At 44.6% G+C, this 12,975-nt stretch carries 13 protein-coding genes and 1 pseudogene; 9 read left to right on the top strand and 5 right to left on the bottom strand.

The genetic code is table 11. The features are described 5' to 3' along the window. Nucleotides 1-280 precede the first annotated feature (280 nt). Both A0128_RS13505 and A0128_RS13500 read right to left on the bottom strand, forming a co-directional pair. Nucleotides 281-781, bottom strand: coding sequence for a hypothetical protein (locus A0128_RS13505; protein WP_069607998.1), 501 nt, complete (start codon nucleotides 779-781; stop codon nucleotides 281-283). A 93-nt stretch (nucleotides 782-874) separates the two neighbouring features. Next, nucleotides 875-2,437 carry a Ppx/GppA phosphatase family protein gene (locus tag A0128_RS13500; protein ID WP_069607997.1) on the bottom strand — a complete coding sequence of 521 codons (1,563 nt, stop codon included), beginning with the start codon at nucleotides 2,435-2,437 and terminating at the stop codon, nucleotides 875-877. 190 nt (nucleotides 2,438-2,627) lie between these two features. Between A0128_RS13500 and A0128_RS13495 the strand changes: the two genes are divergently transcribed. From A0128_RS13495 to A0128_RS13460, 8 genes and pseudogenes are all read left to right on the top strand, one after another. Continuing rightward, the gene (locus A0128_RS13495) at nucleotides 2,628-3,650 is read left to right on the top strand and encodes a rod shape-determining protein (protein WP_010574148.1); all 1,023 of its coding nucleotides are present in this window, start codon (nucleotides 2,628-2,630) and stop codon (nucleotides 3,648-3,650) included. Between the two features lie 82 nt (nucleotides 3,651-3,732). Beyond that, entirely contained in the window at nucleotides 3,733-4,842 is a 1,110-nt protein-coding gene (gene mreC / locus A0128_RS13490) for a rod shape-determining protein MreC (protein ID WP_069607996.1), read from the top strand. Then, the gene (gene mreD, locus A0128_RS13485; protein ID WP_069607995.1) at nucleotides 4,839-5,351 is read left to right on the top strand and encodes a rod shape-determining protein MreD; all 513 of its coding nucleotides are present in this window, start codon (nucleotides 4,839-4,841) and stop codon (nucleotides 5,349-5,351) included. The genes mreC and mreD overlap by 4 nt, the downstream gene beginning before the upstream one ends. 1 nt (nucleotide 5,352) lies before the next feature. Beyond that, nucleotides 5,353-7,302: a penicillin-binding protein 2 gene (gene mrdA, locus A0128_RS13480; RefSeq protein ID WP_069607994.1), complete on the top strand. Its 1,950-nt coding sequence runs from the start codon at nucleotides 5,353-5,355 to the stop codon at nucleotides 7,300-7,302. Next, the gene (gene rodA / locus A0128_RS13475) at nucleotides 7,289-8,794 is read left to right on the top strand and encodes a rod shape-determining protein RodA (RefSeq protein ID WP_069607993.1); all 1,506 of its coding nucleotides are present in this window, start codon (nucleotides 7,289-7,291) and stop codon (nucleotides 8,792-8,794) included. Before mrdA ends, rodA begins: the two co-directional genes overlap by 14 nt. 107 nt (nucleotides 8,795-8,901) lie before the next feature. Beyond that, nucleotides 8,902-9,108 (top strand): type II toxin-antitoxin system HicB family antitoxin, encoded by a 207-nt coding sequence (locus A0128_RS13470; protein WP_069609294.1) that lies wholly within the window; start codon nucleotides 8,902-8,904, stop codon nucleotides 9,106-9,108. Further along, a pseudogene (locus tag A0128_RS13465) lies at nucleotides 9,098-9,318 on the top strand (type II toxin-antitoxin system HicA family toxin). Before A0128_RS13470 ends, A0128_RS13465 begins: the two are co-directional and overlap by 11 nt. A 43-nt stretch (nucleotides 9,319-9,361) precedes the next feature. Beyond that, nucleotides 9,362-10,162: a hypothetical protein gene (locus A0128_RS13460; protein WP_069607992.1), complete on the top strand. Its 801-nt coding sequence runs from the start codon at nucleotides 9,362-9,364 to the stop codon at nucleotides 10,160-10,162. A gap of 7 nt (nucleotides 10,163-10,169) precedes the next feature. Here A0128_RS13460 and A0128_RS13455 read toward each other — a convergent pair whose 3' ends face one another. Beyond that, a complete protein-coding gene (locus A0128_RS13455; RefSeq protein ID WP_069607991.1) occupies nucleotides 10,170-10,934 on the bottom strand; it encodes a hypothetical protein in 765 nt (254 codons plus the stop codon). Between the two features lie 282 nt (nucleotides 10,935-11,216). Beyond that, complete coding sequence (locus tag A0128_RS13450) at nucleotides 11,217-11,444, bottom strand: DUF1858 domain-containing protein (protein ID WP_069607990.1); 228 nt, start codon at nucleotides 11,442-11,444, stop codon at nucleotides 11,217-11,219. A 167-nt stretch (nucleotides 11,445-11,611) separates the two neighbouring features. Between A0128_RS13450 and A0128_RS13445 the strand changes: the two genes are divergently transcribed. Next, nucleotides 11,612-12,022, top strand: coding sequence for a 6-pyruvoyl trahydropterin synthase family protein (locus tag A0128_RS13445; protein ID WP_069607989.1), 411 nt, complete (start codon nucleotides 11,612-11,614; stop codon nucleotides 12,020-12,022). A gap of 445 nt (nucleotides 12,023-12,467) precedes the next feature. On the opposite strand, the gene A0128_RS13440 is transcribed toward A0128_RS13445, so the two are convergent. Continuing rightward, nucleotides 12,468-12,872, bottom strand: a complete 405-nt coding sequence (locus tag A0128_RS13440; RefSeq protein ID WP_069609293.1) for a hypothetical protein — start codon at nucleotides 12,870-12,872, stop codon at nucleotides 12,468-12,470. Nucleotides 12,873-12,975 lie beyond the last annotated feature (103 nt).

Below are 12,975 nucleotides of genomic sequence, written 5' to 3'. Positions count from 1 at the left end.
AATATTCTTCAACGACCTATAAAGATCTTCGAACTACAAGTTTTCGGAATTCTTCCTTAGAATTCAAGGTTTCTTTTCGGTAGCTCATTCTCTTTTTATAGATCTTCATTCTCTACTTTTGTTTAAGACGGATTATTTTTTCGAAATTCCAACGCGCCGACGCGAATGCGGTGAAGTTGGTATCGATTTCTAAAAAAAAGTTGGATCGTAGCACAAGGAATCCGATCTTTCGCAACTCGAAAGTTTTCGATTTTTACGACTCGGATTTTAATTTCAAAATTTATACGATGTTTCGTAATGTTTCTTCGATATGATTTTTAAGATTCTGTGTTTCTTCCCAGGAATTCAAATCTTCGAAGACGATTACTTTTTTAGAATCGGTCAACTTCAATAGAATGGAATAAAATTCGGCGGGACTTTCCGACTCGTAATCCGTTTTGATTTCTACTTGTGCTATGGTTTGTTTTGGAATTCTGAACGTCGGTCTTGTGGGAAACGGACTCTGTAGAATTTCGACAAACTCGGAATCGATTTTTACTTTCGTAGAATTGAATGAATGACGAAAAATCGTGTAAATGGCGAATCCGAGAATCCCAAAAATGGTTAAAGAAAGAATCGTATCGAAGAGAGAGTTCATCTTCAATCCATCTTCCAAGAAGAACAAAAAAAGAATTATCATTCCAATCAGAAAGATCGAAGTGATTTGAAATTTCTTATGAATCAGAACGATTCCGGATTCGGTTTTTAGAATTTCAAGATCGTCGATTTTATTTGAAATCATCTTTATGCCATTCTAACAATCCTCGATTCTTATTTTTCTGAAGAAAGTTTTTATTTTCACAAAGGATTCTTCCAGAATTCCAAATTCGAAAACTTAAGGTGCCGCGACGAATTGTACGGTGTAACCGTAAGTTTCTTCAAACGCGGATTTTTGTTCTTCGGCGGCCCAAATTTCCAAAGAAGGATCGTATCCTTTGCTCGTTTTTAATAAGAATCGAATCTGATTTTTTTCGATCTTACAGATCACGTTTGGAACAAGCCCTCCTCGGTTCCGATTCAGAGCGGAGCTGATCCTTAAGATGGCGGAAAGTTGTCTTACGAGAGTTTGATTTTTTTCCGAAAGTCGGCTGTATTCCCTGTGTTTGATTCGAGGAGTATTTTTTCTGTGGTAACGCGCCGTGAGTGCGATGATTTCAATTTCTAAAAACGTAAATCCCAAAAGCATTTCCGAATTTCGAATCATATAATAACTGTGTTTGTGATACGCCGAATGCGAAATTGATTGTCCGATTTCGTGAAGCAGAGAAGCGGCTTCCAAAAGTTCTCTCTGTTCTTGTCCTAATTTGTGAAGTCCTTTCAACTGATCGAAAATCTGAAGGCTCAAATCGGCTACGTGTCTTGAGTATTCTTCGTCCCTTGAAAACGCGCGCATAAAGTTGTGAACGGAAGTCTGACGGATATCATCCAAGTGTTTGGAGTGTTCTGTGTTTTCAAAGTGTTCCCATTTTCGGATCGTGTCATAGACGATCCCTTCCCTGAGCGCAAATTCCGAAATCGTAAGACTCTGCACGTTCGCGAGATCAAAAATTTCTTCTAAGATCAGAGTTCCGCCTACGATGATGTCCGAACGTTTCGCGTCCAGACCGGGGATCTTGGCCCTTTTTTTGGAAGTGTCCGCTTCTAAGATGAGGTTTCTCATCTTTTTAAATTCAGGAGTTGAGAATTCGAAGTTGTTCAAGCTGATCTCTTCGGTTTCCCCACGGGATGCGAGAATCATTCCCGCGATCGCTTGGATCGTTCCGGACGAACCGACTACGAGGTCCGGTTTTAAGTCTCTGAGAATCTTTCGAAACGGAAGAAGCATTTCTTCGATATGAAGTCTGCACTTTCGGATGTCCGAGTTGGACAACGTTTCTTCTTTAAAGAATTTTTCGGTCAGACGAATCGCGCCCAACTTAAAACTTTTGGAGAAGAGTATGTTTCCTCTGTGTCCGACGAGCAATTCCGTGCTACCTCCGCCGATGTCGATCATCATGATCTTACGATCAAAAACGGGGATGCCTTGGAGGATGCCGAAGTAGATCAAACGGGCTTCTTCATAACCGCTCACTACGTCGATCGATATGCCGGCTTGTTGATAAGCCGCTTCTAAGAATTCTTCCTGATTGGAAGCTTCTCTGAGTGCGCTCGTGGCAACCGCTCTGATCTCGGCTCCTGCGTTTTCCGCGAGGACCTTAAAACGTTTGAGACAATCGATACCTCGTTTGAAGGATTCGGAGTCTATACCTCCTCCTTCTTGCAGACGATTGCCCAAGCGCACCGATTCTTTTTCTCGGGCTATGGCTTCAAAAGTACCGTTAGCCCGAACTCGAACGATGATCATGTGGAATGAATTGGTGCCTAGATCGATAGCGGCGAGAGGTTTTTCCTGAACCATGGTTGAACAGATTGCTTTCCTGCTAAAATCGAATCCAGCTTAATTTGTTTTCTCATTTTTTTGTTTTGCAGTTGCCGGGAACCCAACCGTTGAAATTATTGAAACCGTTCAAATAGGAAAGTTCTGCAGGAATTCCCGGTTTTAACAGATAATAAAGATAAATAACCTCCGCGGTTGAAAGGTACACGAAATGATATTTGATAATCTCTATGCCCTGTTTTCCAATGATATGGGAATTGACCTGGGGACGGCAAATACACTGGTGCACGTGAAAGGACAAGGGATTGTTCTTTCCGAGCCATCGGTTGTTGCGGTTCACGCAGCGACCGGAAAGGTGCTCGCAGTAGGGCAGGAAGCAAAACGGATGTTGGGTAGAACCCCGGGTGAGATCGTTGCCATCCGTCCGATGAAAGACGGTGTGATCGCCGACTTTGAAACCGTGGAAAAGATGATCCGCTATTTTATCGCGAAAGTGCATAACCGCACAACTTTTGTAAAACCGAGAATCGTGATCGGAGTTCCGTCCGGAATCACCGAGGTGGAAAGACGCGCCGTCCGTGAATCTGCGGAACAAGCGGGCGCGAGAGAAATATTCTTAATTGAAGAAGCGTTGGCCGCGGCGATCGGAGCGAACATCCCAATCAACGAACCTGCAGGAAACATGATCGTGGATATCGGCGGTGGAACCACAGAAATCGCGGTAATCTCTCTCGGGGGAATGGTAATCGCAGAATCCATTCGCACGGGTGGAGACGAGTTTGACGAAGCCATCATCAAATATCTTAGAAACCAATACAATCTGGTCGTCGGAGAAAGAACCGCGGAAGATATCAAGCTTACGATCGGAAACGCATATCCTGAAAAGAAAGCGGAGACGATGGAAGTTCGTGGTCGGGACGCGATTTCGGGACTTCCAAGAACTCTTGAATTGGAATCCAACGAAATCAGAAAGGCCCTCAAAGAGCCGACAGACGAAATCTTAGACGGAATCAAACGAGTTCTGGAAAGAACTCCGCCCGAGCTCGCATCGGATATCGTGGAAAGAGGAATCGTTCTCACCGGAGGTGGTTGTCTCCTCCGAGGACTGGAAACCTATCTCTCCAAAGAAACCGGAGTTCCGGTTTTCCGCGCGGAGAACCCGTTGACCTGTGTGGTTCTCGGAACCGGAAAGTATCTCGACGAGTTGAAATACATCAAACCGGGAATTCGCTAAGAAATTCCAAGAAGAACGCGCCTAAAAATCCGGAACGATTTTTTGTTCCGGAACAAAAGCCGGGAGTGCAAAAGAAGATTCGATGTTATGGTTTCAACTCAGCCGAAGCAAAGAGACGGTCTCACTCCTCTTTTGTGTTTTATTCTCCATTCTTTCCCTAACATTCAGAAGTAACGTAATCGTTCGAGGAATCGCAAGCTTCCAAAGAGTGGGCGATATCGTTTCCGGATCCATCGATTCCTTCGGTGGATTTTTTAAAGGCGCATACAATAAGTTAGAATCTTTTGAAACCGTTCGTAAGGAAAGGGATTCTTGCGTTGCGGTCATGGAAGACTATAAACTTCTTCCTCAGGATTTGGAAAAAGCAAATCGTGAAAACGATACTCTTCGAAAAGAACTTCGTTTCCAGAGTCGTCAGAAATACTCAAGTCTCAAAGCCGAAGTTTTATCGGTTCGTCTGAACTCCATCTATAGAACCATCATCATCGACAAAGGATCCGACGCGGGAATCAAACCGTATATGCCCGTGACCGCAAGGGCCGTGGATCAAAAGGGTGCGATCATAGAAGCGTTAGTCGGAAAGGTAATCGCAGTCACCGGCGGATCCGCGGTCGTTCAACCTCTGATCAACTCCAACTTCAACATGGGAATTTCGATGCCCGATACAAATCTCTGGGCCAATCTTTCCGGAAACTCAGGAAGAGGAACCGAAGCTCTTTTAAATTATATCGATAGCGGAATCATCATCGATCCGAGGGTCTTTGGAGAATATCCGATGGGCCCGAACGAGATGATTCAATATACGGAATCCTTGAGTAAGATCGGGAAACCAGTTTATACCTCGGGCGGCGGCGGTGTTTTTCCCGCGGGAATTCCGGTAGGAGTGATCACGGAAGAAGGACCGCGTAACGGAAGTTTTAAGAGCGCGTATCTAAAACCTTTTGTTCGTTTTGAAATGCTTGAAAGTGTGACGATCCTTTTGAAACTTCCCGAAAAATGGCTGGAAACTTGGCCGGAAGGACAAAATATCACGATCGAAAATCCTTACTTCGGGGAACTCAATTATCCGGGAGAGGAAAAAGTTCTCAAAGAGAATTCTTCCAAAAACCCATTGTCGCCTAACGGGAATAAGCCGCAGACGAACGTTCCTAAAAATCCGTCCCTTCCTCCGAGCGAGGATGATTTGCAATGATCTTAGAAAAACTCGTTATCGCAGTCGGAATTCTGATCGCACACTTTTTAAACGGATCGAATCTTTTCGAGATCGGATCCGCGATCAAACCCGACTTTATGATTCTTCTCGTATTGTTCTTTGCTCTGAGAAGGGGCCCCCTCTACGGACTCTGGATCGGATTTTTCGGAGGACTTTTGACGGACTCGGGACTCGGAGGAGAAATCACTTCGGGGAACGTGGTGGCATACAAGATAGGACTTCATTCTTTGACATTTTGTCTGATCGGATACTTGGTTGGAAAGTTTGCGCGTTCCGCGTATCACGAGAATTATCTTTCCATCACGATCTATTCTTTGCTCATCACGTTTATCACAAGAGTTGCGACGTATTACCTATTCTCCATTTTCTTTCATGAGAATATGAGTTATTCCTTATTTTTTACTTCTATCTTCAACGCGCTCATCGCTCCGGCATTTTTTTACGCTTTGACCTGGATCTATCAACTGGATCACATGGGGGACGCGTAAGTTGTTAGGCGGAGCTCAGTCCGCGACGGAATACCGTCTTGAGAGAAATTTCCGTCTTCGATTGTATATCTTTTCGGGGCTCGTCGTTTTTACGTTAGCCGCGTTTATCTTTCAATTATTCAATCTTCAGATCTTCAACGGAACCGACAACGCACTCAAAGCGGAGAAGTTTGTAAGAAAGAGCGAGATCATGCCGGCGGCTCGGGGACAGATGTTCGACCGAAACTTTCTCACGCCGGAAACTTCTATGGCGCTCGTTTCGAATTATTCTTCCTTGGACGCGATCTTAAATACTTCTCTTTTTAAATACGATCCGGCGACGGTAAAAGCGTTTATCCACGAATTTGCGAGAACCCTTTCGATTCCGATTTCGTATTACGAAGACGAACTCATAGAACCCAGATTTTCTAGAAACCTAAAGTCGAAAAAGCCGATCGTTCTTTTGGAAGGGATCACGACCGCTCAACAGGAAAGAATATCAGTATTCGATAATATATCCAAATACATCATTCTTCTTCCGTCTCCGAGAAGAATCTACAAGATGGGGCCCGCTCTCGCACACGTGACGGGTTATATCGGAAAGCCGACTCGGGACGATTTAGTCGCGGGAGAAATCAAATCGTATCAGTATCTCGGAAAGAACGGATTGGAATTAGAATACGATTCCGAACTCAGAGGTCTGGACGGTTTTAGAATCCAGAAAAGAAGTTCCGAAGGTAATATCGAAGAAGAAAGAGTCGTAGAACATTCTTCTCCCGGAAACAATTTAATCCTTACCATCGACAAAGATATCCAGATCGCCGCTCACAAGGCTCTCAAAGGAAGTAGGGGAACCGCGATTGCGGTCAAGGTTGCGACGGGAGAAATTCTCGCGATGGCTTCCAATCCGAGCTACGATCCGAACATTCTTTCGGGAAAGAATAAGGCGGATCGAACCAGTCATTTTAAACGAGTCAAGGACAACGGCGGATTTTTAAATCTTGCGATTCAATCCAAGTTTCCCCCGGCGTCCACGTATAAGACGTTAGTCGCTCTTGCTGCTCTGGAAAGCCAACACAAGATCGGATATACTCCGGAGACTTCTTACTCCTGCAACGGAAGTTTTGTTTTAAAGTCGACCTTTGCCGGAGTTCCGGATCAAGTTTTTATGTGTTGGGAGAAGGGAGGTCACGGGACCAACGACCTCGCACACGCTCTTCAAAAATCCTGTTCGGTTTATTTTTACAATCTCGGATACAAACTGGGATCCGACGCAATTCTAAACTACTCTCGACTTTTTGGATTGGATAGTAAGTCCAAGGTGGATCTTCCAGGAGAGATCACGGGCTTTGTTCCTTCTTCCGCGTGGAAAAAAAGAACATACGGAACGAAGTGGTTCGACGGAGATACGATCAATTTATCGATCGGTCAAGGATTCATTTCCTCGACGCCGATGGGAATGGCGATGTTCTACATGGGCCTTCTCAATCGAGGACAGATCTATCAACCCTATGTAGTGAGCGAGATTCGAGATCCGGTGGATAACTCCATCATCAACAGAACAACCCCTCAAATCTTAAAGGACATTCCGATCAATCAGTCTTCTGCGGAAGCGATCAAAGAAGGATTGAAGCTCGTCGTAAAAAGCGGGACGGCGGCTTACGTGTTGAACAAACCATTCTTACCCGATATCGCGGGAAAAACGGGAACGGCTCAGACCAGAAGACGAGGCGCTTCCGGATCCAACCACGCTTGGTTTGTGGGTTACGCGCCCGCAAACGCGCCCGCCAGCGAACAGGTGTTAATCGTAGTTTTCGTTGAATACGGAGTCGGTGGAGCCGCAGGTGCGGCGCCCGTCGCGAGAGAAATGTTTCACGCGGCGTTTCCTCCGGGAACTTTTAAAAAATCGCAGGACGTAGCTCCGCCTTCTTCGCCGACGGCAGGACAGGAGGGACCTCTTGAAGCCAGATAAGTCCATAGAAAAGATAGATTACTTTTTAGTAATCTCCGTCGTCATCGTCGTTCTTTGCAGCGTGTTGACCCTTTACAGCCAGGAAGTCAACTTCGAAGACGGACCGGGAAAATGGTATAGACAACTTTCTTATTTTATCATCGGTCTCGTGATCATGTATTTCGTATCTCGGATCAACTATCAGTTGTTAGGTGCTTATGCTCTCGTGATCTATGTGTTTACGGTTTTTCTTTTGATGATCACTCTGATTCCCGGGATCGGTCACTTGCCATCCGGAAGGGGAGCGCGTTCTTGGTTGAAGCTTGGACCGATCGGGATCCAGGCTTCCGAGTTTGCGAAGTTATCCACGGTGATTCTTCTCGGGCAGTTTATGGTTCTGAAAGAAAAGGATATGAAGAATATCGCAGTTCTTTCGATTCCTTTCGTGATCGTGATCGTTCCTATGATCTTCATTCTTCTGCAACCTGACTTTGGAACCGCGGTTTCCTTTTTGCCGATTCTTTTTACGATGCTCTTTCTCGGAGGAGCGGACATCCTTCACATAGGATCTCTTTTGACGTTAGGAGGAATCACTCTGATGATTCCTATGTTCGTGGAATATTCCAGGCTGACTCTTATCAACGATATCACCGACTTCTTACAGAGAACGGGAAAGACCGATCTTTTATCGGTGGTCAACCGGCTCGGAGGAAAGATCTGGCTCGCGTTGGACGGAAAGGATCTGAAAGCCGCGAACCTCACACCGAAGACGTTAAACGCGCTTCGGGAAGTCGTGGATCAGGTCGTGGAACTGGAAGGCGGATTTTTCTTTAAGATATTTTCCAATCAGAAGTTGCTCCTTACCTTCGGGGGAATTTTTCTACTCGCGAGTCTCGTGATGGTGGGAATCCGAATCGCGAGAGGAAGTAGAACATTAAGACAATATTATATTCCTCTTGGGATTTTGGGGATCAGTTTGATTTCAGCCGTTGTCGTGATGAAGACAGTTCCCTTCCGAGAAAACCAGGTCGTACGATTGACCGCATTCTTAAATCCTGAAGAATTCAAACAGGGCGCCGGTTATCAACTGCGCGCGTCCAAACCCGCGGTCGGTTCGGGAAGATTTTTTGGAAAAGGATTGATGAACGCGGAAATGACCGAAGGAAGAATTCCTCATGTTCCGGAATCGAGCACTGACTTTATCTTTGCGTCTTGGGCGGAACAGACCGGATTTTTAGGATCCGTATTCTTATTATTCTTTTTATTTTCGATTCCGTTACGCGGTCTTCAAATCAGTTATGAAAGTAAGGACCGTTTCGGATCCTTGCTCGCGTCGGGAATCGTCGCGCTTCTTTTCTATCACATGGCGATCAACATCGGAATCGTGATCGGACTTATGCCCGTCACCGGAATTCCTTTATCGTTTATGAGTTACGGTGGATCGCACTTGATCATGTCCATGACCGCGGTTGGAATTATTCTCTCGATCAAAAGTCGGAAACACGCAAACTGATCTCCTCTCGATAGGGAGGCTTTCGCTTGAGTTGTCACATCGGAAGACGCGTGTCGAAGGGGAAAAAGATTGGACAATCTTGCCAAATCGGTTTCTATTTTAGTGATATGAAACAATCTTTTACAGCAAGCGTTTGGCAAGAAGAGGGTTTATTCGTTGCTCAGTGCCTCGAAGTAGATATAGCAAGCCAAGGAGAAACTGAGGAAGAAGCATTGGTCAATTTGAAAGAAGCGATGGAATTACATTTTGAAACACCGATCGCTACGGTTCTTCCGGAAATCAAAAAATTTCAGGCGGAAGTGAGTGTCGCTTAGATCGCTCTCATTTCGAGAAGTCAAAAAAAAATTAGAAGCTGCCGGATTTCGAGAGGTCTCCCAAAAGGGAAGTCACATAAAATTCATTAAAACTACCGAAGTTGGCACCCTGACTACGATTGTTCCGGTTCATAAAGAAATCGCGATCGGAACTTACGAAGTATTTTAAGACAGGCTCGAATTTCAGTCGAGGATTTTGAGAATTTCTAAGTCTCGAAAAATCCGTTAATCGTCCGATAATAAAGATACTCCTATGGATCCCGTTAAAGACTCTCGATTCTTTTTTGACTTAAAACACAAATTCGAATCTATATTGGAAGAAGTCGAAAAGAAGACCTTCGACCAAAAGGATGAGATCCGGGAATTGGAAACTCTCTGGGACGAGATGTTCAGTCTCGCCGGAAAAAACGATTCTCCATACTTTCAGATCCGACTCAAATCCTTAAAAAAACAATTGGATACCTTTGTAAAAAACAAAGGTTACGAGAAAAATGAATTCGATCGAATCTTCCATCAACTCGGAAAGATGAAACGAACCGATTCGGTGGAATTCTTAGATGAGACGCTCAAGAACCGTCTCGAAAAAATCGCAGGGAATCATTATTCTCCCGGAGATATGATTTCTTCGGGAGTTGTACTTCCTTCTTCCACAAATCAAAAGGGAAAACAATATATCACCTTTCGTTGTGGAACGATTTACTTCATTACGGATCATTCTCCTTACACGATTCTCAAAGATCTGGATCGAAGAAAGAATACGGTGGAATACAAAGGTTTTGTTCACAGAATTTTCCCGAGTCCCTTTGTCTACGGACTTTCAGAAGAAGAATACAGAACCGAAAGTTTTCTGACCATGAGCCTTCTCGCTCTCAAAAGAGAAGGAGGTCTGGAGTTTTATCGTTTCGACGCGTTAGGCGAAATAGTTCAGCTCAACGAAGGAACCTTTCGAAAAGGTCTAAAACCACTTGAAAACACGGAAGTATTCGGCAAAGAAAGTAGAATCCGAAATTATTTTCGAAAAGCCGGAGTTCGTTACTACTACATTTCCTCTTAAAAAGTCTTCATTCTAACTTTGAAAAAACGGTCCCGGCGGCCCGGATGGAAATTCTTTGATACTTTGCATAGGCTTCTACGAGAGAGGAGCGAATCGCTTTTTTATCTTTGAGACCTGACTTTGCGACTGTGCCGGCTAACGCTTCCAAAAGATAAGCTTCCGGAGCCATAAAAGTTTTTGTCATCGCCACTTGAGTTACCTTCAAGGACTTGAGGACGGGCCCAAAATACTTTTCACTTTCACAAGCAAGGACGACCACGGGTCTGGAGAATCTGCGTTTTTGCTTTTCCAATTCGGGTGGAAATCGATCCATAAGACGATCATGGCCGACCCACACCAGTAGATCCGAATCGGAACTTCCGGATGCGTTTAAGAAGTCGACTAACGCATCGTCGATTCTTTCTCCCGCATACGCATGGATTTGAAGAGTGACTTTCTCTTCTCCTTTTTTCGGAGTCCTTTCTAAAACCAGATCCCTTAAGATTGCAGAGGATGTTGTTCCGTCCTTTCGTTCCACGACTCGAAATCCCTTCGCCCTTTTTAAGAATGTTTCCGCTCCGAAGGAGGCGCCCCAATATAAATTTCCATCCAAGGATCGGGGATCTCCCGCCTTTCCTTTGCCGCACGCGAGTTGTGCCCCGTTGCAAAGAGGAACAAAAACTTCTATAGTAAAGGCTTCGATGGAGGAGACGGTCGAAGATAAGAAAAGAAAAAATCCAAAAAACCAAGAAGAGTTCAATTGCATTTTCCAAGTTGAAAATCGTTTTTTCATGTTATCCAAGACAACAACAAAGAGAGGGAAAGTTCTCTCGGAATGTTTCTGACTATCATGCAAAATACAAAAGAATCGGATCTATTAGAAAAAAGGGATATTCTCCGCGGGTAAAATCCTGAGTTTAACTGAAGTTTACTTTCGATTCCGAGTCGTTAAAAGCGAGTTCAGAACAAAAAAGGAATTAGAAAAATCTTTTGAATCGAGGGGGAAAAGTAGAGTAGGGAAAAACGGCGAGAAGAACGAAATCCCGGAGAACAAAAATTCTCCGGGAGAAAGATTTTAATCTTCCGAATCTTCGAGAAGGTTGTTCAAGCTTTCCACAAGAACTTCTACTTCCACACCGTATCCCATACAAACTTGCTCGATTGTTTCGAGTTCGTTGATGGAGCAGTGAGAGCATCCTCCCAAATGATAGCTTGAAAACACAAGCCCTGCTTCCGGGTGAACGGACATGGCTTCACCCACTGTCATTTCCTTATAAAATCTTGGCTTGACCACTTCTGTCATTGAATATCTCCTATCACTAAAATACTCGCAGGGAAACTATTTTCGCGAAGTATTTTGCTCCTGCTAAACGGCGCAATCACCGGCTGGGAATCTCGTTTCTTTCACGAAACCATCTCTCCAGTGCAGTAGCTTCCAATATATAGACCTGGGAAAGAAAGTCAAGAGCTATGTTTTTTGAAGAAACCGGAAGATTTTACATTCGTATCGAGGAAAGATTTGAATCCTCTCATTACCTTTACCGGTATTTTCCGGATGGTTCCGACGAACCGATCCACGGACATTCCTGGAAGGTGGAACTTTTTCTCTCCGGAAAAAAGAACATCGGAGAAGACGGGATCAGCTTTGATTTTCTCACTTCTAAACAAAAGCTGAAAGAACTCGTCGGAAAACTCGATCACATTCTCATCAACGATCTGGAAGAATTTAAAAAAATCAACCCGACTTCGGAGAATATCGCCCGTTGGTTTTACCACTATCTCAAAGAAAGCGTCCATTCTGCGGGTGGTCAGGTGGATCGGATTGTCATCCACGAAGGCCCGGAAAACCTCGCTTATTTCGAGCCAACATCGTCCCCGTAAGGGACGGATGTTGCCAAAAGGCAGCGGAGCGTTGCCGTTGGTTCCCAACGGAGTTGAGAAATCATCGTCCCCGTAAAGTATAATCGCACTTACCAATTGGAAAGCCATTTAGAATCAAGAAGATCCGAATAGGAATATTTGCAGGAGTTCCTACAAAGTGGCAGGAATTCTTTTACTTGCAAAGATAAGGTTTTTCTGATAGAGAAAAATCCTCCGATTTTTTCCCACGAGCCCACCACCTCCACCCATTCAGGGCGGGGGCGCGCCGTTTTCACAGAAGAGTTGTCGGACTTCCGACAGATTCTTCCTAAGATTCAAGTGAGCAGAGGAAGGTTTCTCCCTACATTAAGCTATTGGCAAAAATAGAGAAGCGGAGCGTTGCCGTTGGTTCCCAACGGAGTTGAGAAATCATCGTCCTTCTCGAAGTGTTACCCCATTCTCCAGTTTAGAATCTGAGAGAGAGGAGATAGCCCGCGAGAATGACCGTAAATCCAAGGCTAAAGAAGAATCCGATTTTTACCGGTTGTGTGTGGGTCCTGTAGCCTGACAAAAAAATATGCAAGGTAAGAAAGCCGATTGCAACCGTTTCCGTGATCAAGGTGGCGACTACCGCTGGTTGCGGGCCGTAAAATAAAATCAGAATCGAAGGGAGAAATCCCAAAAAACTCATAAAGGCGCCGGTCGTGATCCACATCATAAGAATTAAACGGGATTGTCTTTCATCGGGAAATTGAAAGAATCCGACGGCGGCTCCGACGATCAATTGATGAATCAGGCCGTGAAGTGTATAGAGAATTCCGGAGACGATGAGAATGATTTCGGCCGCGTGGATATGTTCAAATGAGTTCAATGGAGTATTCTCGGATTTATTTTTTCCTAAACCTACAGAGGCGTCCTTGTTCCTCAATCAAAATTCATGTTGACCCGACCTTTCGAAAAAAATGTAATAGAGT

The sequence above is a fragment of the Leptospira tipperaryensis genome, from assembly GCF_001729245.1.
Lineage (GTDB): Bacteria > Spirochaetota > Leptospiria > Leptospirales > Leptospiraceae > Leptospira > Leptospira tipperaryensis.
Note: the sequence above shows the minus strand (reverse complement) of the source record. Positions and strands in the feature narration are given on the sequence as shown.